This is a genomic window from Carbonatibacter coralli (genome assembly GCF_039592655.1).
Classification (GTDB): domain Bacteria; phylum Pseudomonadota; class Alphaproteobacteria; order Kiloniellales; family Kiloniellaceae; genus Carbonatibacter; species Carbonatibacter coralli.
The window spans coordinates 206,906-228,216 of record NZ_JBBUTJ010000004.1; the positions used below are offsets into that span (position 1 = coordinate 206,906).

The window sequence follows — 21,311 nt, forward strand, 5'->3', positions numbered from 1 at the left end:
CCGGGTGTTGCCTGGAAAGAGCGCGGACCTGTCTCGTTTTCAAGGGGGCCGTTTCCTCCTGATCTTCAGGAGTTTGGGGGGACACATCGTCTTGCATTGAGCCCGACAGATTTATGCCAGAGGCTTCGGAGCGTTTTTACCCTGCTGATATTCTTCCATTCCCTGTTTGAGAATCTGGAAGGCTGAAGAAAGGAACAGGGTGGCCATAACTCCGGCAACAGCCAGATCGGGCCAGCCGCTGCTCGTGCCCCAAACCCCTGCTGCAGCGATCATGACAATGACATTGCTGATGGCATCATTGCGGGAGCAGAGCCAGACCGAGCGGACATTGGCATCGCCGTCCTTGTAACGGACCAGCAGAAGTACGGACAGCAGATTGGCAATCAGTGCCAGGAAGCCGATCGCACCCATGATGGGCGCCGAGGGAACGTCGAGGACAAGGACCTGATAGGCCGTTGAACCCAGCACCCAGAGCCCCATCAGCAGGAGGCTTACTCCTTTCAGCAGGGCGGCGCGCGCGCGGATTGCAAGGCTGCAGCCAATGACGGCAAGAGACAGGCCATAGGTCATGGTGTCGCCGAAGAAATCCAGCGCGTCAGCCTGCAGAGCCTGTGATCCGGCGAGCTGTCCGGCGGTCATCTCCACGGCAAACATGGTGGCGTTGATGGCAATGACCAGCCACAGCCTGCGTTTGTAATCCCTGGAGAGTCCGTCAAAGCGGGCGTTGTGGTTGCAACCGCATCCAGCCATTTTTCATGTCCTCGTTTCCGGCCTGTCAAAGAGGCCTTGATATCTGTACAGTGTGAACCTAATTGCTCTAGTAACTAGAGGTTCAAGAGGAAAATTGAAAAATGTTGACGATTGGCCGGTTGTCCAGCGAATCAGGCGTCAAGGTGCCGACGATCCGCTATTATGAAGAAATCGGTTTGCTGGAAGAAGCCGAGCGCACAGCCGGCAATCAGCGACGCTACCCGCCGGCTGCCCTGGAACGGTTGCGCTTTATCCGTCATGCCCGCGACCTGGGGCTTTCACTGGAGCAGATCGAGGAACTGGTCGAACTGAGCAATCACCCCGACCGTTCCTGTACCGAGGCCCATGCCATTGCAAACACGCATCTGGAGCATGTCCGGGATCGCCTTCGTCGCCTGAAGGCCCTGGAGAGCGAACTGGAGCGCATTACGGCCAGCTGTGACAGTCACACAGCGGGTGAATGCAATATTCTCTCGGCTATTTCCGATCACTCGCTCTGCTCTGGAGAGCACGACTGATGCTATTCGTTCCTGAGCAGGGCCGCGGGGCGTTGCCGCAGGGCGGACCAGGTGCCGAGATAACCGAAGATCACAGCACAGAGCAGGCCTGAAAGCGGCACCAGAACAATCACGCTGGAGGCCAGAACAAAGTCGAGTTTGAAGATCACTGTCGTAACAACCCAGGCTCCGGCTGTTCCGACCAGTGCTGCGAAGACAGCAGCAATCAGGCCAAGCACGCCGAACTCAACAAAGAAGGTTGTGGCCAGCGCTTTTCTGGAGGCTCCCAGAACCTTGAGAACAACAGTGTCATAGACCCGGCGCTGGTTGCTGGCAGCAATGGCGCCGCCGAGGACCAGAACGCCAACAGCAAGTGTCAGACCGGCAATCACTGTCAGGGCCAGTGAAACGTGGTTCAGGATTTCCGTAACCGCAGCCAGGGCTTCCTTGACCCGGACGGAGGAGATGTTGTGAAAACGGTCTGTCAGGGTGACTTCCAGTTCGTCCTCGATATCCGGTGAAGCCTTGATGGTTGCGATATGGGTCTGGGGCGCCCTGGAGAGAACGCCGGGAGAAAAGACCATGACAAAGTTGATTTGCAGGCCGCTCCAGTCGATGTCGCGCGTGTTGGCAATCTCGACGTCCAGCTCGCGTCCCAGAATGTTGAGTGTCAGGCTGTCGCCAAGCTTGAGCCCGAGCCCCTGGACCACGCGATCATCAATGGAAACCAGTGGAGGACCGTCATAGTCGGGGGACCACCAGGTCCCGCTGGCCAGTTCGGTCCCCTCCGGTGCGTCTGCAGACCAGGTCAGGCCTCTGTCGCTGCGGAAAATCCATTCGATGTCTTCGGGGATGGTGTAACTCTGCGGATCACGTCCGTTAACGGCAGAAATGCGTCCGCGCAGCATGGGAACGCGCTGAACCTTCTCGATCCCCTCAAAGCCATTGACGATCTGGTCGAACTCCTCAACCTGATCGGGCTGGATGTCGATGAAATAGAAACCGGGTGCCTCTTCGGGGAGGCTCTGATTGATGGCCTGCCGGACATTGGCCTCCAGCAGGGCAACGATCACCAGCACTGTCAGGCCCATGCCGACAGACAGGATAATGCTGCCGGTGGGGGCGCCGGGGCGTCCCAGATTGGACAGGGCCGTTCGGATGGCAGGATTGCTGACGCGGGGAAGCTTGCGCGACAGGCGCGTCACCAGAGACCCGGCCCCCTGATAGAGAGCGAAGACAACAGCCGTTCCCACCAGAAAGCCGCCGGCGATTTTCGGGTCATGGGCAAAGACCAGGCTGACGGCAGCCAGAGCCATCACGCACAGCAGGATGAAAAGCATGGCCGGTTTGGTTGGGCGTCCTGTGATGGGCGAGGTCAGATCACGGAAGAGGCGGGCCGGGGGAACAAGACCGGCGCGGGACAGAGCCCAGGTCGAAAAGACCAGCACAGTCAGAAGGCCGAAAGCAGCAGCGATCAGCAGAGGTGCAACAAAGACGCCGCCTGCCAGTGACCAGTTGAACAGTCCCTCCGTCAGAACAGCTGCAATGGTCGGGGTGATGGCACCGACAGCCAGTCCGGCAAGAATGCCAATGACAGAAAGCCCCAGAATCTGGATCAGATAGCTTTTGAAAATAAAACCGGCATCAGCCCCCAGACACTTGAGGGTGGCAATGGTGGCGACCTTCCTGTCGAGATGGCTCTTTACGGCATTGGCAATGCCGACACCGCCGACGAGGAGTGTGGCGAGACCGACAAGCGTCAGATAGGTGCCGAGGATACCGACAAAGCGGGTAATTCTCGGGGCGGCGCCGCTGGAATCACGAATGCGCCATCCTGCATCGGGAAAGCTGCTCTCAAGCTCGGTTCTGAAGGCCGTTACATCGCTGCCCTCTGGCAAAACCAGACGGTAGTCGTGACGAATCAGGCTTCCGGGCTGAATCAGGTTGGTGCTGTCCAGACTTTCGTCGGCAACGATCACACTGGCTGCGAAGGAAAAGGCACGGGAATTCAGATCGGGCTGCTTTTCCAGTTCGGCCCTGATCTCATAGGCTGTCTCGCCAATCATGACCTTGTCCCCAACGGAAAGGCCCAGTTTGTTGACAATGCTGGCCGGGGCAACAATCCCCCAGTGCCCGTCCCTGAAGGCCAGAGCGTCTTTCAGCTCCTGGCCGGTGCTGAGGTCTACAGTCCCGAAAAGAGGGTAGACAGAATCAACACCCCGCAACTCAACCATGCTGCGTTTGCCACCGTCTTCCGGCACCCGGGCCATGGCGTTCATTTCCCGAATGCGGGAGACATCGGCCCGACCGTTCAGCCAGTCCAGCTGTTCATCGGTTGCGGGGTAGTGCACAAGGTTGAGAGCCAGATCACCGCCCAGAAGACTGCGGCCATCGTTTTTCAGACCCTGTTCAATCGAAGTTGAGAGCGAGCCCACGACGGCAATGGCCGCGACGCCCAGAAAAAGACAGGCGAGAAAGATACGAAAGCCTTTCAGGCCGCCGCGAAGTTCGCGCAAGGCGACAGTGAAGGCCATGCCCAGTGAGGGGGCTTTTGATCGTCGGCTGCCTTGCCCGGATGCAGGAATTCCTGCTTCGCTGATGGAACTCATTGAGCAGCCTCCACAGGCTCGGCATGATGGCGTGTCTCTGTGGTGTCACTGATAACCTCGCCATCGCGGATGGTGATCGTCCGGTTGCAGCGCTCTGCCAGTGCGGGATCATGAGTGATCAGAACAAGCGTGGTGTTGTGCTGGCGCTGCATTTCAAAAAGCAGATCCGTGATGATGGCGCCTGTGCCTGTGTCCAGATTTCCCGTTGGTTCGTCGGCAAGGAGAAGCTTGGGAGCGACCGCAAAGGCCCGGGCCAGTGCCACGCGCTGCTGTTCACCACCGGACAGCTGGCTGGGCAGGTGGTCCATACGATGTCCAAGTCCAACGTCCTCAAGGCATTTTTCGGCCCGCTTCCGCGCATCGGGTACGCGTGCAAATTCGAGCGGGATGGAGACGTTTTCCAGTGCTGTCATGGTCGGAATCAGATGGAAGTCCTGAAAGACAATTCCGATATTGTCGCGTCTGAAACGTGCCAGCTCGTCCTCGTTCATCTCTCCGAGGTTTTGTCCTGCAATGGAAATGTCGCCGCTGGTTGGTGCCTCAAGTCCGGCCATCAGCATCATCAGGGAGGTTTTGCCGGAGCCGGACGGACCCACGATGGAAAGGGTTTGCCCGGAGGGAATATCCAGCGCGATGTCCTTGAGAATTTTAACAAGTCCTCCCTCTGCAGCGTGGGCTGCGGAAGGCTGGCTGTAGGAAAGATCCCTGATCGAGATAAGCGTGCTGGTCATCGGCTGTACCTGTTTAAGAAAACGCGCGGGTAAGAGGTCGTGTTGAAGAACTGGATATAGTGAAGATGATTTGACAATCAATGTCATGGAGCCAATTCTCTATAGAACAATCAGGGCAGACCCTTGTTCCTTCTTACGGCAGGGCGTCTTTCCGGATGACCGGGCCGGATGAATCTGAAAGATTTCGCTCTTGAAACAGGAAGGTTTTCAACCCAGTTGCTATAGATGTTCCTCCAATTGCCTTTCGGACCCTTGCGTATGCCTTTTTTTCCTTCCCTGAAGCTTTCCCGAACCTTGCTGTCCCTGCTGGCAGCGTTGCTGGTTGTGGCCGGTGTGACAAGTTCCGGGGCTCAGGCCCAGGAAAAGCCGTTCAGGATCATGGCCTTTGGAGATTCCCTTGTGCATGGCTACGGCCTTCCGGCCGGGCAGAGTTTCCCCGACCAGCTGGAACAGGTTCTTCTGGAACAGGGGTATAACATCAGCATGATCAACGCAGGGAACTCGGGCGATACAACCGCAGCCGGACTGGCACGGGTGGACTGGGCTCTGGGGGACAATCCCGATGTTGCCATTATCGTCCTCGGCGGGAATGACAGCCTGCGCGGTTTAAACCCCGAGCAGACCCGCAGCAACATCGAAGCGATTATTGATCGCTTTCAGGCGGCCGATGTGAAGGTCCTTCTGGCGGGGATGATGGCGCCCCGCAATCTCGGGACAGAGTATGTGAGTGTTTTTGACAGCCTTTATCCCGAGCTGGCGCAAAGCAAGGGCACGGCGTTCTATCCGTTTTTTCTGGAGGGCGTTGCCCAGGTGCCGGAGCTGAACCAGGCCGATGGCATCCATCCGAACAGGGCAGGGGTTGAGAAAATTACAGAGAGGCTTTTGCCAAGCCTGCTTCCTCTGATACCATCGGAGTACAAATCGGCGTCCTGAGCAAATCTGCACGGGGCGGGCAATTTGTTGAAGCCATTGATTAAAGAGTATTGCCTATGCCGAACTTGCGGTTCGCTTCAGCCTTCAGTCTGAAGACTGACTGGTCCCAGGCCACCCTTGAGGTTCTTTCTGCACTGGAAGAAGACTGGAGCGGGGCGTCGAAAGGATTTGACGGAGCGACGATCGGTTTTGTCTACGCCAGTGACGGTCTTTCCGAAGAGCTTTCCAGCATCATTACCCTGCTGAAAACGCGAACAGCCATATCCTGTTTTTGCGGGACTGTCGGGTTGGGGATCGGTGTCATGGGACGCGATAGCCAGGGCGCATTCAGGACCGGGGAATTTTATGATGTTCCCTGTTTGAGCGTCATGATCGCTTCCCTGCCTGACGGAGCCTTTCAGCCCTTTCAGGCGCATCTGAAACCTGAACAGAGCGATATCACGGAGATTGACCGCGATCTTGCTGCGAACCTTCCGCTGGAGGTTCCCATGTTTCTGGACATGCGGGGCAATGGTCTGGCGGACTGGCTGGAAAAGCAGACACCCCGTTTGAGTATGATCCATGCGGATCCGCGTGAAACGGAGCTGCCCAGTGTTTTCCCCGAACTGCAGAAAACTCTGTCCTGTGATCTGATCGGCGGACTGACCTCTTCCCGGATGGAGTGGCCTCTGGTGGCTGACACTGTTCAGGACGGCGGCTTTGGCGGTGTGATTCTCAATGATGCCGTTGGTGTCATGGCCGGTTTGACGCAGGGCTGCAGTGCCATTGGCGAGGTGCACAGGGTAACGGGTGTTGACGGAACCATGCTGACGTCCCTTGATGGTCGACCGGCGCTTGATGTGCTCAAGGAGGACGTTGGCGAACTTCTGGCCCGCGATCTGCGGCGTCTTGGCGGTTATGTCTTCGTGGCGCGCCGCTATCAGGATGAGGAGAGGGCAGGCCACAATCAGGTATCGGGCGGGGACTATCGCGTGCATCATTTGTTGGGCATAACGGTTGAAACCGGAGAGCTTCATCTCGATATATCCTTTGCCGAAGGGGACGAGATTTTCTTCTGTCGCAGGGACAATCAGGCAGCGCGTCAGGATTTCTATCGCATGCTGGATGAAATGCGCAGCAAGCTTCCTTCCGAACCCAAAGGCGGCATTTATATTTCCTGTATAGGGCGGGGCAGGGCACTCTTTGGTCCGAATTCCGAGGAATGGAGCATTCTCAACGAAGAGCTGGGCAGTATTCCGATGGTTGGTTTTTATGCCAGCGGGGAAATCTGTGGCCAGCAGCTCTATTCCTATACGGGCGTTTTGACACTCTTTTATTGAGTCTCGCCACTCGCTTGATGAACTTTCAAAATAGGTAAGAAAAATGGAATACCGCAAACTAGGTAGGACAGATATCTCTGTCAGCGCACTTTGTCTGGGAACCATGACCTGGGGAGAGCAGAACACACAGGCCGAAGCATTTGAGCAGATGAACTATTCCCTGGAACAGGGGATCAATTTCTTTGACACGGCAGAGCTCTACTCGGCTCCGCCACGCAGCGGCACCTATGGTGCGACCGAGGAAATCATCGGGAACTGGTTCCGGGAGACAGGCAACCGTGACAAGGTTGTTCTGGCCAGCAAGGTGACCGGCCCCAGTGAGCACATGACCTACATGCGCGAGGATGGCAGTGCCCCGCGTCTGGATCGCAGGAATATCAGGGAAGCCATTGAAGGCTCTTTGCGCCGGCTGCAAACCGACTACATCGACCTGTATCAGCTTCACTGGCCCGACCGCAATGTGAACAAGTTCGGAACGCTCAATTTCAGGCACGATCCGCAGGAAAACATGGTTCACCCCGAAGAAACGCTCTCTGCGCTGAATGAGCTGGTGCAGGAGGGCAAGGTTCGCCATGTGGGTGTTTCCAATGAAACACCATGGGGTGTCATGACCTATACGAAACTTGCCGAGCAGGGCAAGGGACCTCGCATGGTGTCAATCCAGAATCCCTACAGTCTGCTGAACCGTTCCTTCGAGGTCGGACTGGCAGAGGTGGCCGTTCGCGAGAATGTCGGTCTGCTGGCCTATGCGCCTCTGGCTGCGGGTACACTGACCGGCAAGTATCTGAACGGCGCACGTCCGGTCGGTGCTCGCATGACACTGTTCCCTGAACAGACCCGCTACATGAAACAGAGCGGACAGGATGCCGTTGCCGATTATCTGGAACTTGCCGAAAAACGCGGTATTGATCCGGTTCATATGGCGCTGGCCTTTGTTACCTCCCGTCCTTTCCTGACGTCCAACATCTTCGGAGCGAGGACAATGGATCAGCTCAGGCATGTGATCAAATCTGCAGAGCTGTCTCTGTCAGAGGAGCTGCTGTCGGATCTGGAAGAACTGGGACACAGGCACACCTTCCCCTGCCCGTAAGGTGTCAGGTGCGGCCGGTGACGGGGCCAAGTGAACCCCGCAGGTGAAGGGTTGTGTCCAGGCGCAGGCTTTTGGAGACATCCCTTTCTCCCTTGACCAGACGAACAAGGGTGCGGGCCGCTTCCGCACCCATTTTTCTGTGCGGAACGTGAACCGTTGTCAGGGCGGGTGATACGATGCTTGCCAGCTGGATGTCATCAAAGCCTGTAACAGAGACCTCATCCGGTATGGAAAGCCCCATCTCGCGGGCCTGTCTCATGGCGCCGGCTGCGAGCACATCGTTGCCGCAGAGAACGGCTGTCGGCCTGTCCTGTACGGCCATGATTTCCCTGAAAGCCTCGGCGCCCTCGTCAATACCGTATGGCGTTTCCCGGATAAGAAGCTCTGCCGGGTCGAGACCTGCGGACTGCAGGGCCTGGCGAACCCCGAGGACACGCTGATAGGCCCTGTCATTGTTCGCTGTGGGGGCAGAGATGACGGCGATCTTTCTGTGACCCAGTTCCAGAACCTTGCGGGTCAGCTCTTCCATGGCGATGCAGTTGTCAAAACCGACAGAAAAGGGTTTCAGATCAGGCCTGTAGACCCAGGACAGCACCACCGGGATCTGCTGGCGCTCCAGAAAATCGTAAATGGCTTCCGACCGGTGGGCACCAATCAGCAGCAGACCGTCTGCGCCGCGGGAAACCAGTGTCCGGATTTGTTGCTCTTCGATGTCCTGACTGTAGGATGAACTGGCAACCAGCATGGTCACGCCATGTTTTTCAAGCTCTTCCTGAAAGGCCTGCAATCCCCGGGCAAAGATCGCGTTTTCCATCGTGGGAATGATGGCGCCGATGGTGTTGGTCCGCTTGGCTGCCAGAACCCGTGCGCCAAAGTTCGGGGTGTAGCCAAGCTCTGAAACAGCCGACAGGACGCGATCGCGAGTCGCGGCGGAAACCTTGTCCGGAAAATTCAGGCAGCGGGAGACTGTCGCAGTCGAAACCCCTGCGTGCCGGGCAACGTCTGAAAGTGTTGGAGGAGCCTGTGTGCTCAATGGATTGCGGTCCTCTGGCAAGTTCTGGAAGCAGGCCATCATGGCGCTGTGACAACAGGTTTCTTTTAGACCATTCGTGCCCATGAGATCAATGTAAGCGCTTGCATAAAAAAATGTAAGCGCTTACATTGTCCTTGCGTTAAAGATTTTGTCATCTCGAAACTGAGGTGGGCTCATGCTCCAAGGTATTGCAATAGCGTTATTTTTTGTCTTCGTGGCAAACGTGGTGTTGGGATCACTGGGACAGACAGTCTTTCTTGGTGATGTCATGGAGATGCTTGTTCTTTTCGCGGCGACCATCGTTTTTGTGGCGATGATTCTGCAAAAGGAAGCTGCTCAGAAGGAAAAAGAAAAAGGGCAGCGCCATTGATAGCCATTTAGGGAGGCTCAACATGGATAAGGAACGCAGGGAAATTGTGTCGATGGAACGACGCAATTTTTTCAAACTGGTTGGTACGGGTGCCTTTACAGCGGCGATGGTTGCCGGTGCGGCAGGAACCTTGTGGTCGGAAGAGGCTGTCGCCCAGACGGCGGCTGAAGAACGCGATCGTGAAAAGGCGGCAGATCACATCATGACTGTTGCAACGGCCTATGTGCTGGGTGCATCACGCAGTTATCCCATTCTGCAGCTTGATCTGAAGGAGAACATCCAGAACGCGACCAATGGAAAGGTCTATGTCAAGCTGGCTCCCGGCGGGCAGCTCGGTGCGGGTGGCGCCCTGGCCCAGAAGGTTCAGACCGGGACCATTCAGGCGGCACAGCACTCGCTGTCGAACTTTGCCCCCTTTGCCTCGGCTGTTGATCTGATCAACATGCCCTACTTCTGCGGCTCCAACCAGCGTTTCACAAATCTGGTGACATCCGATGCCTGGAAAAAAGAGGTCCATCCCAAGATTGAGGCCTCCGGATTCAAGGCCCTGTTCTATGTTGTGATCGATCCGCGTGTTGTGGCCGTTCGCAAGGGCGGCAATGCGGTGATCACACCGGGTGATCTGGATGGTGTGAAGTTCCGCGTGCCGGGTTCCAAAATGCTTCAGCAGTATTACCGTCTTGTCGGTGCGAACCCGACCCCTGTTGCCTGGGGCGAGACACCTTCTGCGATCAAACAGGGCGTGGCTGATGCTCTGGATCCTTCGGTTGGTGCGCTCTATGTCTTCGGTTTCAAGGACATTCTCAGCCACGTAACCTTCACCCAGGCTGTTCCGGACAGTCAGGTCTATTCCTGTAACCTCGAGTGGTTCAATGGTCTGCCTTCCGATGTGCAGGAGGCTATTGAATTCGCGTCGGAGATCACAGCGCATCAGAACCTTGCAAAGGTTCCCGCAGCCCGGGCCTATGCCATGTCGGAACTGACAAAGTCGGGTGTTGAATTCCACTCCCTCGGGACGGATCAACTGGCCGAGTGGCAGGCTGCTGGTGGATACCAGCGTTCGGAATGGGACGAGTTCAAGAAGGAACTGGCGGGTTCTCTGGATGCCTTTGACAAGCTTGAGGAAGCGGCATCCACACAAGGGCGCTATTACGTCCACGACGCCTGATCCGGGAACAGAATGCGGGGCAGTCCGGCTGTCGGCCTGATCCCGCATTATTCTCCCCCCTGTGAAATTGAACGAGAGCAGGATTTCTCTGCCCGGAAGGGCTGGTGATCCAAAGGAGTGCGCATGAGAGGGTTCCTGAAAATCCTGGATCGGAATGCGGAACGCTGGGCCTTGCTGGTGTTCTACACCATGCTGGTCGTGACCATGGCCGTCGAGGTTCTGCGGCGCGAGATCTTTGCCTATTCCTCTATCTGGGGGGAGGAGATCGTCCGCTATTCCTTTATCTATCTGGCGTGGGTCGGGGCTGCTTCGGCTGTCAAGGAACGCGCGCACATCCGGATTGATGTGGTGATGCATTATCTGGGGCACCGCGCCAAGGCCCTGCTTTACATCTTTGGTGATCTGGTGATGTTCGGCGTGGCTCTGGTGGCGCTTTACTGGTCCTTCGAGACAGTGCTGGTTTCGGCAAAGTTCGGTTCGGTCAGTCACGGGCTTCGGGTGTCCATGGTCTGGTTTCTGATGGCGGTGCCGCTTGGTTTTGCCCTGATGATCTGGCGTCTGCTCCAATCCCTCCTGCGTGATGTGAAAAGCCTTCGGGACGGCAAGGCCGTTTACGAAGGGGATCGACTGTTTGACTGAGTGAGGATGCGATGCTCTGGAATGCTTTAAATCAGACAGTTGAACTGGGATGGGATTTCTATCTGCCTGTCCTGCTGTTTGTTCTCCTCTGTGCCATGGCGGTTCCTGTCTGGGCCGCAATCGGTGTGGCGGCCATTTCCATGCTGGTGCTGTCCGGAGATCTGCCGCTGTCGCTGATCGGGGAAAGCCTCTTTGACGGGATTGATGCCTTTGCCCTGACGGCTGTGCCCCTTTTTATTCTGACGGGCGATGTGCTTGTCAGAACGGGCCTGAGCCGGAAATTTCTGGATGTCGCCGATGCCCTGACCTGTTGGGCCAAAGGCGGCTTCGGTTCTGCGACGGTTCTGGTTTGCGGCATGTTCTCTGCCATCTCCGGATCGGATGCTGCCGGCGCGGCTGCGGTCGGGCGCATGACAATCGAGCGTCTGGTGGAAAGCGGATATCCCAGACCCTATGCCTGTGCGCTGGTTGCAGCAGGTGCCTGTACGGGCATTCTGATCCCGCCCTCGATCGCCTACATCATCATTGGTCTGGTTCTGGGAATCTCTGCTTCAACACTCTTCCTTGCTGCCCTGATTCCGGGGCTGGCGATCCTGATCTCGATCCTGATCACCAACATTGTGGTCAACCGTCTCCATGCCTATGAGGGGGGCGGAATGATCTCGACCCGCGAATGGCTGGGGAATGTCGGTGCGGCGCTGAAGTCCGGATGGTATGCCTTCATTGTTCCGGGCATTATCTTCTACGGCATCTTTTCCGGTCGCCTGACCCCCACCGAAGCAGGGGCAATCGCTGTTGTTGTGACCATTGTTCTTGGCTTCATTCTGGGGACCCTGAAGCTTTCGGATTTTCCCTCGATGCTGGTCAGTTCGGCCAAGGTCAACGGGGTGATCCTCCCGATTATTGCCTTTTCCCTTCCTCTGGCGCAGGCGCTGGCAATCATGGGAGTTCCGCAAAGTTTCGTCTATTCCGTGACCTCCCTGACGAACGACCCGGCCATTCTGATTTTGCTGATGATCGCCATTCTGATTGCTGCGGGCTGCGTGATGGAGACGACGCCGAACATTGTCATTCTGGCTCCGATCCTCAAGCCGCTGGCTGACAACATCGGAATGAATGAAATCCAGTTTTGTGTGATGATGATCACGGCGCTCGGGGTTGGCTTTATCACGCCGCCTCTTGGCCTGAACCTCTTTGTTGTCTCCGGGATCACCGGTGAGTCCATTCTCAGGATTGCCGCAAGGGCTGTTCCCTTTGTTTTCTTTATGCTGACAGTTGTGCTGATGATTGCCTATGTGCCGGAACTCTCCACAACGCTTCTGCCTGATATCTACAAGTAGGATTGAGAAAAAATGTCGATTGAATATCTGAAAAAGGCAACGCTGACATCCAGATCCGATGCAGGAGACGTGTCGCAAACCGTTCAGACCATCCTCAATGAAATCGAAGCTGGCGGGGATCAGGCTGCCCTGAGCTATGCCGCAAAGTTTGATCGCTATGAAGGCAATGTCATTCTGACACAGGAGGAAATCGAGGCCGCTAGCGCCCTTGTGCCCGAGCGCCTGAAACGGGATATCCGTTTTGCCCACGAAAACGTCAAACGCTTTGCAGAAGCCCAGAAGGAAACCCTGAAGGATATCGAGGTCGAGGTGATTCCTGGCCTGATCTGCGGGCAGAAGTCCATCCCGGTGAACACGGCGGGATGCTATATTCCGGGCGGGCGTTACAGCCACATCGCCAGTGCGATCATGACGGTGACAACAGCAAAGGTCGCCGGGTGCGAGCGCATCATCGCCTGTTCTCCTCCTCGTCCGGGGGAGGGGATCGCACCGGCCATTGTCTACACGGCCCATCTTTGCGGGGCGGATACCATTCTGGCTCTGGGAGGCGTCCAGGGTGTGGCCTCCATGACCTTTGGGCTTTTCGGTTTGCCAAAAGCCAACATTCTTGTCGGACCGGGGAACCAGTTTGTCGCCGAAGCCAAGCGCATTCTCTTCGGGCGTGTCGGCATCGACATGATTGCCGGGCCGACAGACAGCCTGATCCTTGCCGATCAGTCCGCTGATCCCATGGTTGTTGCCGTTGATCTCGTCAGTCAGGCGGAGCATGGCTACAACTCTCCTGTCTGGCTGGTGACGGATGATCGTCCCCTCGCGGAAGAGGTCATGCGACTGGTGCCGGACCTGATTGCCGACCTGCCGGAGCTGAACCGTGACAACGCGGCGGCTGCCTGGCGGGACTATGCCGAAGTGATCCTTTGTGACACCCGGGAGGAAATGGCGCAGACATCCGATCGGTACGCGCCGGAACATCTGACCGTTCAGGCCGATGATCTGAACTGGTGGCTGGGTCGACTGACCTGTTACGGCTCGCTTTTCCTGGGCGAGGAAACAACCGTTTCCTACGGAGACAAGGCGTCCGGGACCAACCACGTGCTGCCGACGTCCGGTTCGGCGTCCTATACGGGAGGGCTGTCGGTCCACAAGTACATGAAGATCGTGACCTGGCAGCAGGCAACCCGGGATGCCTCGAAACAGATTGGCGAGGCCACGGCGCGTATTTCCCGACTGGAAGGGATGGAAGGGCATGCCCGTGCAGCAGATGTGCGGCTGGCCAAGTATTTCCCGGATGAAACCTTTGATCTGACAGCGGATCGGACCTGATGAGCGAGCGAACGAATTTTCTGTTTGATCTGCAGGGCAAGGTGGCGTGCGTGACCGGAGCCAGTTCCGGTCTGGGGCGCAGGGCTGCTTCGGTTCTGGCACAGGCCGGTGCCAGCGTGGTCGGCATTGCCCGGCGCCGGGACGCTCTGGAGGCCTGGCAGGAGGAAGCCGGTGGGCAGACCCATGCGATTTCCTGTGACCTGTCAGATCGCTCCGGTGTGAAACAGCTTGCCAGAGAGATCTGTGAGCCCTTTGGAACACCGGATATTCTGATTCATGCAGCCGGGATCAACACGCGCGAGGCAGCCGATGATGTGACCGAAGAGGGATGGGACACAACGTTGAGCCTGAATCTCACGGTGCCATTTTTTCTGAGCAAGCACCTGGTCCACGGCATGAAGGAAAGACGGTGGGGGCGGATTGTGAACTTTGCCTCTCTCCAGACAACCCGGGCTTTTCCGGGAGGTATTGCCTACGGCGCTTCAAAGGCTGCCATCGGGCAGTTGACCCGTGCCATGGCGGAGGCCTGGTCGGGGGACGGGATCTGTGTCAATGCCGTGGGGCCGGGCTTTTTCAGGACAGAGCTGACAGCTCCGGTTTTCGCCGATCCTGAACGTGCAGCGCGCAATGCAGCCCAGACCTGTATCGGACGCAACGGGGAGCCGGAAGATATGGATGGCCCCCTGCTGTTCCTGTGTTCGGAGGCATCAAGCTATGTAACCGGACAGGTTCTGATGGTGGACGGAGGCTTTACTGCGAAATGAAGGCACTGGTTTACAGAGGACCGGAGCAGTTGAGCTATCAGGATGTTCCCGATGCCCGACCGCAGCACGGAGAAGAACTCGTCCGGATTTCGCATGTCGGCATCTGTGGTTCGGACATGCACGCCTTTCTGGGGCACGACGAGCGCAGACCGGCGCCGCTTATTCTGGGGCATGAGGCTGCAGGTGTCGTTGTCGGGGGCGGGAATGACGGGCAGCGTGTCACGATCAATCCGCTTGTCTCCTGCCTGAACTGCGAGGTCTGCCGTTCCGGGCGGGAAAATCTCTGCGCCGAACGACAGATCATTTCCATGCCGCCCCGTGAGGGTGCCTTTGCAGAGCTTGTCGCCATGCCGCGCAGCAATCTTGTCGCGGTGCCGGACGATATTCCCTTGCGCAAGGCTGCGCTGGCGGAACCGGTTGCCTGTGGCTGGCATGCCTCCAGACTGGCGAGGCGGGTTCTGGACGAGAGTGTTTCTGCTCCGGTCGCCCTGGTTCTGGGCGGAGGAGCGATTGGTGTGGGCGCTGCGCTCAGCCTGAAGGCACAGGGCATTGGCAATGTCACAGTGCTTGAGACCAGTTCCCTGCGACGGGACTATCTGTCGACCCGGCTTGATGTGCCTGTGATCGGGCTGGAAGACCTCGGGGATGAGGCTTGCTTTGACATCATCATTGATGGTGTCGGCTATGTCTCAACCCGCCAGAGTGCAACGCGCCTGACCAAACCGGGCGGGGTGATTGCGCACATCGGGCTGGGAGAAAATGAAGGAGGGCTGGATGTCCGCCGGATGACCCTGCAGGAGGTGACCTTTATTGGAACCTATACCTACACGCAGGAGGATTTCCGGCAGACGGCGGCAGCAATTTTTGAGGGGGCTCTTGGCAAGCTGGACTGGACAGAGGAGCGCTCGCTTTCGGAAGGAGCACAGGCCTTTGTTGATATTCGCAGTGGACAGACCGCTGCACCAAAGATCATTCTTGTACCAGAGACATCATCAGAACCCTGAAGGAGAAAGACCATGTACAAGCGCATCATTCTTTCATTGTCCCTGGCACACGGCTTTGCACCCAAGGCCCTGACCGTGGCGCGCAATCTCTGCGCTGAAGGAGGCGAGATCGTTGCGGTTCACGTTTATGAAATGCCGAGCGGTTCCGTAAAGGCCTTTCTGGACGAGGAACTTGTCAGGCAGGCCTATGCGGAAGCAAAGCAGCGGCTTCATGACAAGGTGGGCAACGAGGGCGATGTCCAGGCCGTGATGCTGACGGGGCACTCCGCCAGAGCCATCATGGACTATGCCGACGAGACTCAGGCAGATCTGATCATTGTGGGGTCCCACATGCCGGGGCTGAGTGACTATTTCCTGGGGTCGACGGCCTCGCGCATTGTCAGACATGCAGGATGTGATGTGCATGTTCTCAGACACCCGGAAGAATAAGAGAAATACAACGGACAGGTCCTTTTTCAGTTTCACAGGACCTTATTGAACAGGAGTATGACTGGTGTCCATTAACACGAAAATTGTGGATGATCTGGTGGCAAATGATGTCAGCTTTGTCACCACGGTTCCCTGCAAGCAGCTGGCCGGGGTCATCGACGAGATCGATAATCGCCCGGAGGTCTTTCACATTCCTTCCAACAAGGAGGACGAAGGCATGGGCCTTTGTGCGGGGGCATGGATGGGGGGCAAGCGTCCCGCGATCATCATGCAGAACACCGCACTGGGGGTGACGCTGAATACTCTGGCGACCCTGACCCAGTATTACCGGATGCCGTTGCCGATGCTGATTTCCTATCGCGGGGAGCTTGGCGAGCCTGTGGCCTGTCAGGTGGAAATGGCCCTGCACACCAAGGCACTGCTCGCCCAGATGAATATCCCGACCTACCATTTCCACAGGCGCGAGGATGCCGACGAACTGGACGCGATCCTGAAATACACCTTCATGTGTAACAAGCCCGTTGCCATTCTGACTGATGCCACCTTCTGGGGAGGATACTAAGCCATGATCCGTTCGGAAATTCTCAAGGACATTGCGCCGATCATTCGTGACGAACTTGTGGTTTGCAACATCGGCATTCCCAGTCAGGAGCTGCACGCCATTGATGATCAGCCAACCAACTTCTACATGCTGGGCACCATGGGGCTGGCCTCTTCCATCGGTTTGGGACTGGCTCTGGCGCAGGAAAAGACGGTGATTGTGATTGACGGGGACGGCTCGGTCCTGACCAATCTCGGAACCCTGCCGACCATTGCCAACAATCCGGCTGACAACTACATCCTGCTGATTGTCGACAACGGCTCCTATGGCTCTACCGGGGATCAGGTGACCTATGCCGGCAAGAAGACTTCCCTGAGTGCGGTTGCCAGTGCCTGTGGCTGTGACACTGTCATTGAGTGTCAGGCCGAGGAAACCGGGCAGGTGCTGAAGGACGCCATTGCCTCGCGCCGGATGACGATTATTGTCTGCAAGTGTGAGAGCGGAAACGCAAAGATGCCGGTCATCACCATGGATCCGGTTGTGATCCGTGACCGCTTCATGAAAGCGGTACAGGCCTGATCATGCTCTTTGAGGGAGGCATTCACGCGGTTGCCGATGCACGCCGGCTGGCGCGGCGGCGCTTGCCCTGGATGGTGTTTGACTACATCGACGGTGCTGCAGGGGACGAGACAGGGGTCGGGGCAAACCGTCAGGCCTTTCGGTCCCTGCACCTGAGGCCGCGTGTCCTCAGGAATGTCAGCAACCGCAGCCTGTCTGTCTCCCTTTTCGGTCAGGAGAAAACACGTCCTTTCGGGATCAGTCCGATGGGGATGTGCAACCTCGCAACCCCGGGGGCCGATCTGATGCTGGCACGGCTGGCTGCAGACTTCAGGGTTCCTCATGGTGTGTCTACGGTGTCCTCGACATCAATGGAAGAGATTCTGGAGGCCTCTGATGGTCAGGCCTGGTTCCAGCTCTATTTCAGTGGAGACGGGGTCGGGACCGTAAAGCTGGTCGAGCGGGCAAAGACAGCGGGGTATCAGACGCTGGTGATGACGCTGGATGTGCCGGAAGTCGGTCGCCGTCCGCGTGAATTGCGTCACGGCTTCAAAATGCCCTTTCGGATCGGGCCTCGACAGTTTGTGGATTTTGCCCTGCATCCGCGCTGGTCCCTTTCGACATTGCTCGCCGGAAAACCGCAGATGGCAAACTTTGATGGCAGGGATTACGTCTTTGACCGGACCGAAAGCCGTGCTGCTGCGGACTGGGAGACCTTTGCCCGTCTGCGCGAGCTCTGGCCGGGGAAGCTTGTGGTCAAGGGTGTCCTGCACCCGGAGGATGCGACCCGACTCAAGCAAAGCGGGGCTGATGCCATTCAGGTTTCAAGCCACGGTGCCCGGCAGCTGGAATCTGTCCTGCCCCCCGTTCTTGCCCTTCAGGAAATCCGCAAGGAACTGGGGGAAGGTTTCCCGCTTTTCTATGATTCAGGCATCTGTTCCGGCGAGGATATTGTCAAGGCCTGTGCCATGGGGGCGGATTATGTGTTCCTGGGGCGGGCCCTGCTGTTTGCACTGGCGGCTGACGGGGAGCGGGGTCTTCGACAGCTGTGGGATGTCCTGTCAGAAGAGGTCAGTCTGACGCTGGCGCAGACAGGGCTGACCGAAGTGCCGACCGGACAGAACCGGAACGCTCTGGAGCTTGTACGGGCCTCCTGATGTCGCGCTTTATTTCAGCAGTTCGCTGGAGTGGGTAACGTCGGCATATTCACTGCCCAGAATGGCGAGTGTCATCTCGAAAACAGTCCGGGCATCCCAGCTTTCCCCCGATGGTGAGCGCACCGGAACTGCTGTTGTGGCATCCCGGGGGAGGATGATCCTGTACCTCAGCGCCTTGCCGGCCCGGATTGTGGCGTCCATGGAATTGTGAATCACGACGCCTGTCAGAACAAAGCCTGATGCTCCAATCTCTTTCAGGGTCTTGTCCAGATCCGTATTGATAAAGGCGCAGTTCTGTTCCTTGGTGATAACGGGTTCGTCGGGAAGAGGCACGACCTCCTGCTTGATGGCATTCCAGGGGCCGTGGATGTGATAGCTTGATGTCGGTGTGGCTTCATTGTGTTTGACGTGTATCACAGGCCGGTTCTCTGCCCGCCAGTGGGCCAGGAGCTTGCAGATCACATCGAGATAGTGCGGATTGTTCTTGTCTGTCCACACAGGCTGGTCGATGGCATCCTGAACATCGAGGATGACCAGCGGCAACATCTTTTGTTCCCTGCTCATTCCGGGACCTGCCTTCTGCCTGTCCGGACCCGAAAGACGATCCAGGCCGCGATGAGCAGTTCAAGGCAGGACAGCGGCAGGGCTATGGACAGAATGGAGGCTGTTGCAAGATTGAGATTGAACAGTGCCAGCCAGAGGATCCCGAAGATTGCAACCCAGACCAGAAAACCGGCGCTCAGGCTGTTTTTCAGCGTCAGGCCAAACTGGTTCTGATAGAGCCAGACAAAACCGGTCGTGGCGATAATCAGGATCAGGTCCCACAGGCCCCAGAGACTGAAAATGCCGAGGTTCATGGGGGCAATGCCCGGCAGCTCGGGAAAGCTTTTGCGGATCATGGGCATGATGAATACAAAGTAGCGAAAGACTTCAGACAGATTGATCCAGATAAAATTGACCAGAAAAGCCTTTTTCAAGGTCGGGGGAATGCCGGATGATCCGGAAGCGAGTGCTGACATGCTTGATCCTGTCTCTTGCCTGAACGGCGTGTTGTTATCCTTGAGTTTCCATTGTGCGTCTGCAGGGGCGCCTGGCAAGAAAACAATTGTTGCTGATTACGCCAGCACCGCAAGAACGGCAAAAAAATCCATCCTGTCATCAAATCATCAGATTTCAGGTCTTATTTATGGATGGGTGATGCCCGTTTGTGTGATAGGCTGACACCGTTAAGCAACTTCTGAACAGAGGGGGTCGATATGCGCTGCTTTACCGCTTTGTCTCTGCCCGGGGAAATCTGTCGATCAGTGCAGGAGTTGCAGAAGGGACTGGATGGCCAGCGCTGGCAGGCCCGCGAGAATTTCCACATTACTCTCCGTTTTCTGGATGAAGTCAGGGGCGCGCAGCTCAAGGATTTGCGCGAGGAGCTTCAGTCCGTGACCTTCGATGCCTTTCCTCTTTCGCTCAAGGGGGTGGATTTCTTCGGGAAGGCAGACAATCCAAAGCTGCTTTACGTTGCAGTCGAGCCTTCGGAGGCATTGTCGGAACTCAAGCTGGCTGTTGACCATGCGACCCGTCAGGCCGGAATTGCGCTGGAGCGTCAGGCCGGCTTTGTGCCCCATGTCACCCTGTCCAGACTGAAACGGCCACACGGGGTTTCTCTGGCGCGCTATCTGGAAAAACATGCCTTTTTCAGAAGTGAGTGTTTCTGGATCGAAGAGTTCCACCTCTACTCCAGTCATCTGGGGGAGAAGGGGGCGAGTTACTTCATCGAGGACAGCTATGAAGCCAATGGCTGCTTTGCCGATCCGGATGATGACTATGGCCTTTCCGGTTTTGTTCCGGGCTCGGCCTTCTAGCTTCTGGCTTCAATCCAGCGGATCAGGTTTTCCGTTGCGCTTTCCAGGCGGTCAAACATTTCCTCGTAATCTGCTGCACCGCCGTAATAGGGATCGTTGACGCTGTCGCCCTTGAAAGGCCCTGCGCAGAACTCCCCGTAGAGATTGAGTTTGTGCTGGTGTTCCGAGGGGCAGCGCGCCTTGAGCTTGGTCAGGTGATTTCCGGCCATGGCCAGTATCAGGTCGAAATCCTCAAAGTCGCTTTCACGCAGCTGGCGTGCGCTCAGATCACTGTAGTCATAGCCCCGCTTTGATGACAGGGCGAGTCCCATCGGGGTTGAATGCTCACCTGTGTGGTAGTCGGATGTTCCACAGGAGTCGAGATGAACCCTTTCCCACAGGCCGCGTTCTTTCAGGTGATGGCGCAGGATGCCCTCCGCGCCTGCCGAGCGGCAGATGTTCCCTGTACAAACAAACAGGATGGAGCAGCGGGATTTCGGTTGAGTGTCTGTCATGGAAGTTCTGTCACGATCTCTTGATAGCGAAGCTCTTGGTCAGGCTGGGGAAAATTATTATCCTGACTTATCTGGAAGGGTTCAAGAAAACAAAAGAGTCAGGAAAGAAAATGAGTGACCCGCTGGCATCCCTGCAGGAGGAAATCAGAGCCTGCAGGCATTGTGAAGCCCATCTGCCTTTGGGACCTCGTCCCGTTGTCAGGGGAAAGGCGTCTGCCCGTATTCTGATTATCGGACAGGCACCGGGCACCAGGGTGCATGAAAGCGGTAAGCCGTGGGATGATGCATCGGGTCAGCGCCTGCGGGAATGGATGGCACTGGAGCCGAATGATTTCTATGACGAAAGCAAAGTTGCCATCATGCCGATGGGGTTTTGCTATCCCGGGCGGCTGGACAAGGGCGGTGATGCTCCGCCACGTCCGGAATGTGCTCCCCTGTGGCATGACCGTTTGCGCGCAGAGCTGCCCGCTGTGGAACTGACGCTGCTGGTCGGGCTCTATGCGCAGAAATATTATCTGGGCAAGGACTGGCGCAAGAACCTGACGGCCACGGTTCAGGACTGGCGCGCCTTCGGTCCGGATTTCCTGCCCACGCCGCATCCTTCCTGGCGCAGCACCATGTGGCTCCGGAAAAATCCGTGGTTTGAGGAGGACGTGCTGCCCCATTTGCGCAGTCGTGTCGGGACACTGATGCAATAGAGCAGAGC

24 protein-coding genes are annotated in these 21,311 nt (G+C 57.1%); 17 read left to right on the plus strand and 7 right to left on the minus strand.

What is annotated here, in order from left to right; genetic code table 11:
* Positions 1–111: 111 nt before the first annotated feature.
* On the minus strand, positions 112–750 hold the full coding sequence (locus AAAH10_RS11495; protein ID WP_343563651.1) for a cation efflux transmembrane domain-containing protein: 639 nt from the start codon (positions 748–750) through the stop codon (positions 112–114).
* A 101-nt stretch (positions 751–851) separates the two neighbouring features.
* On the opposite strand from AAAH10_RS11495, the gene AAAH10_RS11500 reads away from it, so the two are divergent.
* Positions 852–1,268 carry a MerR family transcriptional regulator gene (locus AAAH10_RS11500; RefSeq protein WP_343563652.1) on the plus strand — a complete coding sequence of 139 codons (417 nt, stop codon included), beginning with the start codon at positions 852–854 and terminating at the stop codon, positions 1,266–1,268.
* Positions 1,269–1,270: 2 nt separating this feature from the next.
* Here AAAH10_RS11500 and AAAH10_RS11505 read toward each other — a convergent pair whose 3' ends face one another.
* Together AAAH10_RS11505 and AAAH10_RS11510 are read right to left on the minus strand one after the other, a co-directional pair.
* Positions 1,271–3,856, minus strand: a complete 2,586-nt coding sequence (locus tag AAAH10_RS11505) for an ABC transporter permease (RefSeq protein ID WP_343563654.1) — start codon at positions 3,854–3,856, stop codon at positions 1,271–1,273.
* Positions 3,853–4,587, minus strand: coding sequence for an ABC transporter ATP-binding protein (locus tag AAAH10_RS11510; protein ID WP_343563656.1), 735 nt, complete (start codon positions 4,585–4,587; stop codon positions 3,853–3,855). The genes AAAH10_RS11505 and AAAH10_RS11510 overlap by 4 nt, the downstream gene beginning before the upstream one ends.
* 258 nt (positions 4,588–4,845) lie before the next feature.
* Here AAAH10_RS11510 and AAAH10_RS11515 point away from each other — a divergent pair, with 258 nt between their 5' ends.
* Genes AAAH10_RS11515 through AAAH10_RS11525 form a run of 3 tightly spaced genes read left to right on the plus strand, consistent with a single transcriptional unit; the run spans position 4,846 to position 7,929 of the window.
* Positions 4,846–5,520, plus strand: coding sequence for an arylesterase (locus tag AAAH10_RS11515; RefSeq protein ID WP_343563657.1), 675 nt, complete (start codon positions 4,846–4,848; stop codon positions 5,518–5,520).
* 56 nt (positions 5,521–5,576) lie between these two features.
* Complete coding sequence (locus AAAH10_RS11520; protein ID WP_343563659.1) at positions 5,577–6,839, plus strand: FIST signal transduction protein; 1,263 nt, start codon at positions 5,577–5,579, stop codon at positions 6,837–6,839.
* A 43-nt stretch (positions 6,840–6,882) separates the two neighbouring features.
* Positions 6,883–7,929 (plus strand): NADP(H)-dependent aldo-keto reductase, encoded by a 1,047-nt coding sequence (locus tag AAAH10_RS11525; protein ID WP_343563661.1) that lies wholly within the window; start codon positions 6,883–6,885, stop codon positions 7,927–7,929.
* A gap of 4 nt (positions 7,930–7,933) precedes the next feature.
* Here the strand turns inward: AAAH10_RS11525 and AAAH10_RS11530 are convergent, their stop codons facing one another.
* Positions 7,934–8,962 (minus strand): LacI family DNA-binding transcriptional regulator, encoded by a 1,029-nt coding sequence (locus AAAH10_RS11530; protein ID WP_343563663.1) that lies wholly within the window; start codon positions 8,960–8,962, stop codon positions 7,934–7,936.
* A 175-nt stretch (positions 8,963–9,137) separates the two neighbouring features.
* On the opposite strand from AAAH10_RS11530, the gene AAAH10_RS11535 reads away from it, so the two are divergent.
* The 11 genes from AAAH10_RS11535 to AAAH10_RS11585 all read left to right on the plus strand — a co-directional run bounded on the left by AAAH10_RS11535 (position 9,138) and on the right by AAAH10_RS11585 (position 18,255).
* Positions 9,138–9,332: a hypothetical protein gene (locus AAAH10_RS11535; RefSeq protein WP_343563665.1), complete on the plus strand. Its 195-nt coding sequence runs from the start codon at positions 9,138–9,140 to the stop codon at positions 9,330–9,332.
* 22 nt (positions 9,333–9,354) lie between these two features.
* The gene (locus AAAH10_RS11540; RefSeq protein ID WP_343563667.1) at positions 9,355–10,500 is read left to right on the plus strand and encodes a TRAP transporter substrate-binding protein; all 1,146 of its coding nucleotides are present in this window, start codon (positions 9,355–9,357) and stop codon (positions 10,498–10,500) included.
* 123 nt (positions 10,501–10,623) lie between these two features.
* Entirely contained in the window at positions 10,624–11,139 is a 516-nt protein-coding gene (locus AAAH10_RS11545; protein WP_343563669.1) for a TRAP transporter small permease, read from the plus strand.
* 11 nt (positions 11,140–11,150) lie between these two features.
* Positions 11,151–12,479, plus strand: coding sequence for a TRAP transporter large permease (locus tag AAAH10_RS11550; RefSeq protein ID WP_343563672.1), 1,329 nt, complete (start codon positions 11,151–11,153; stop codon positions 12,477–12,479).
* A gap of 12 nt (positions 12,480–12,491) precedes the next feature.
* Complete coding sequence (gene hisD, locus AAAH10_RS11555; RefSeq protein ID WP_343563674.1) at positions 12,492–13,802, plus strand: histidinol dehydrogenase; 1,311 nt, start codon at positions 12,492–12,494, stop codon at positions 13,800–13,802.
* On the plus strand, positions 13,802–14,566 hold the full coding sequence (locus AAAH10_RS11560) for an SDR family NAD(P)-dependent oxidoreductase (protein WP_343563676.1): 765 nt from the start codon (positions 13,802–13,804) through the stop codon (positions 14,564–14,566). The genes hisD and AAAH10_RS11560 overlap by 1 nt, the downstream gene beginning before the upstream one ends.
* A complete protein-coding gene (locus AAAH10_RS11565; RefSeq protein ID WP_343563678.1) occupies positions 14,563–15,570 on the plus strand; it encodes an alcohol dehydrogenase catalytic domain-containing protein in 1,008 nt (335 codons plus the stop codon). The genes AAAH10_RS11560 and AAAH10_RS11565 overlap by 4 nt, the downstream gene beginning before the upstream one ends.
* Before the next feature lie 12 nt (positions 15,571–15,582).
* Positions 15,583–15,999 (plus strand): universal stress protein, encoded by a 417-nt coding sequence (locus AAAH10_RS11570; RefSeq protein ID WP_343563680.1) that lies wholly within the window; start codon positions 15,583–15,585, stop codon positions 15,997–15,999.
* Positions 16,000–16,063: 64 nt separating this feature from the next.
* Positions 16,064–16,561: a hypothetical protein gene (locus AAAH10_RS11575; protein WP_343563682.1), complete on the plus strand. Its 498-nt coding sequence runs from the start codon at positions 16,064–16,066 to the stop codon at positions 16,559–16,561.
* 3 nt (positions 16,562–16,564) lie between these two features.
* On the plus strand, positions 16,565–17,119 hold the full coding sequence (gene comE / locus AAAH10_RS11580; protein WP_343563685.1) for a sulfopyruvate decarboxylase subunit beta: 555 nt from the start codon (positions 16,565–16,567) through the stop codon (positions 17,117–17,119).
* A gap of 2 nt (positions 17,120–17,121) precedes the next feature.
* Complete coding sequence (locus tag AAAH10_RS11585; protein ID WP_343563687.1) at positions 17,122–18,255, plus strand: alpha-hydroxy acid oxidase; 1,134 nt, start codon at positions 17,122–17,124, stop codon at positions 18,253–18,255.
* A gap of 9 nt (positions 18,256–18,264) precedes the next feature.
* Here AAAH10_RS11585 and AAAH10_RS11590 read toward each other — a convergent pair whose 3' ends face one another.
* Positions 18,265–18,819 carry an isochorismatase family protein gene (locus AAAH10_RS11590; protein WP_343563689.1) on the minus strand — a complete coding sequence of 185 codons (555 nt, stop codon included), beginning with the start codon at positions 18,817–18,819 and terminating at the stop codon, positions 18,265–18,267.
* On the minus strand, positions 18,816–19,274 hold the full coding sequence (locus AAAH10_RS11595; RefSeq protein ID WP_343563691.1) for a hypothetical protein: 459 nt from the start codon (positions 19,272–19,274) through the stop codon (positions 18,816–18,818). Before AAAH10_RS11595 ends, AAAH10_RS11590 begins: the two co-directional genes overlap by 4 nt.
* A 237-nt stretch (positions 19,275–19,511) precedes the next feature.
* On the opposite strand from AAAH10_RS11595, the gene thpR reads away from it, so the two are divergent.
* Positions 19,512–20,111, plus strand: a complete 600-nt coding sequence (gene thpR / locus AAAH10_RS11600) for an RNA 2',3'-cyclic phosphodiesterase (RefSeq protein WP_343563693.1) — start codon at positions 19,512–19,514, stop codon at positions 20,109–20,111.
* Here the strand turns inward: thpR and AAAH10_RS11605 are convergent.
* Entirely contained in the window at positions 20,108–20,605 is a 498-nt protein-coding gene (locus AAAH10_RS11605; RefSeq protein WP_343563695.1) for a low molecular weight protein-tyrosine-phosphatase, read from the minus strand. The two genes, thpR and AAAH10_RS11605, sit on opposite strands and share 4 nt — an antisense overlap.
* A 110-nt stretch (positions 20,606–20,715) precedes the next feature.
* Here AAAH10_RS11605 and AAAH10_RS11610 point away from each other — a divergent pair, with 110 nt between their 5' ends.
* Positions 20,716–21,303 carry a uracil-DNA glycosylase family protein gene (locus tag AAAH10_RS11610; protein ID WP_343563697.1) on the plus strand — a complete coding sequence of 196 codons (588 nt, stop codon included), beginning with the start codon at positions 20,716–20,718 and terminating at the stop codon, positions 21,301–21,303.
* Positions 21,304–21,311: the final 8 nt, after the last annotated feature.

Coding starts and splice junctions, on each gene's coding strand:
- AAAH10_RS11495 (WP_343563651.1), bottom strand. CDS start 750: ATGGCTGGATGCGGTTGCAACCACAACGCCCGCTTTGACGGACTCTCC.
- AAAH10_RS11500 (WP_343563652.1), top strand. CDS start 852: ATGTTGACGATTGGCCGGTTGTCCAGCGAATCAGGCGTCAAGGTGCCG.
- AAAH10_RS11505 (WP_343563654.1), bottom strand. CDS start 3,856: ATGAGTTCCATCAGCGAAGCAGGAATTCCTGCATCCGGGCAAGGCAGC.
- AAAH10_RS11510 (WP_343563656.1), bottom strand. CDS start 4,587: ATGACCAGCACGCTTATCTCGATCAGGGATCTTTCCTACAGCCAGCCT.
- AAAH10_RS11515 (WP_343563657.1), top strand. CDS start 4,846: ATGCCTTTTTTTCCTTCCCTGAAGCTTTCCCGAACCTTGCTGTCCCTG.
- AAAH10_RS11520 (WP_343563659.1), top strand. CDS start 5,577: ATGCCGAACTTGCGGTTCGCTTCAGCCTTCAGTCTGAAGACTGACTGG.
- AAAH10_RS11525 (WP_343563661.1), top strand. CDS start 6,883: ATGGAATACCGCAAACTAGGTAGGACAGATATCTCTGTCAGCGCACTT.
- AAAH10_RS11535 (WP_343563665.1), top strand. CDS start 9,138: ATGCTCCAAGGTATTGCAATAGCGTTATTTTTTGTCTTCGTGGCAAAC.
- AAAH10_RS11540 (WP_343563667.1), top strand. CDS start 9,355: ATGGATAAGGAACGCAGGGAAATTGTGTCGATGGAACGACGCAATTTT.
- AAAH10_RS11545 (WP_343563669.1), top strand. CDS start 10,624: ATGAGAGGGTTCCTGAAAATCCTGGATCGGAATGCGGAACGCTGGGCC.
- AAAH10_RS11550 (WP_343563672.1), top strand. CDS start 11,151: ATGCTCTGGAATGCTTTAAATCAGACAGTTGAACTGGGATGGGATTTC.
- hisD (WP_343563674.1), top strand. CDS start 12,492: ATGTCGATTGAATATCTGAAAAAGGCAACGCTGACATCCAGATCCGAT.
- AAAH10_RS11560 (WP_343563676.1), top strand. CDS start 13,802: ATGAGCGAGCGAACGAATTTTCTGTTTGATCTGCAGGGCAAGGTGGCG.
- AAAH10_RS11565 (WP_343563678.1), top strand. CDS start 14,563: ATGAAGGCACTGGTTTACAGAGGACCGGAGCAGTTGAGCTATCAGGAT.
- AAAH10_RS11570 (WP_343563680.1), top strand. CDS start 15,583: ATGTACAAGCGCATCATTCTTTCATTGTCCCTGGCACACGGCTTTGCA.
- comE (WP_343563685.1), top strand. CDS start 16,565: ATGATCCGTTCGGAAATTCTCAAGGACATTGCGCCGATCATTCGTGAC.
- AAAH10_RS11585 (WP_343563687.1), top strand. CDS start 17,122: ATGCTCTTTGAGGGAGGCATTCACGCGGTTGCCGATGCACGCCGGCTG.
- AAAH10_RS11590 (WP_343563689.1), bottom strand. CDS start 18,819: ATGAGCAGGGAACAAAAGATGTTGCCGCTGGTCATCCTCGATGTTCAG.
- AAAH10_RS11595 (WP_343563691.1), bottom strand. CDS start 19,274: ATGTCAGCACTCGCTTCCGGATCATCCGGCATTCCCCCGACCTTGAAA.
- thpR (WP_343563693.1), top strand. CDS start 19,512: ATGCGCTGCTTTACCGCTTTGTCTCTGCCCGGGGAAATCTGTCGATCA.
- AAAH10_RS11605 (WP_343563695.1), bottom strand. CDS start 20,605: ATGACAGACACTCAACCGAAATCCCGCTGCTCCATCCTGTTTGTTTGT.
- AAAH10_RS11610 (WP_343563697.1), top strand. CDS start 20,716: ATGAGTGACCCGCTGGCATCCCTGCAGGAGGAAATCAGAGCCTGCAGG.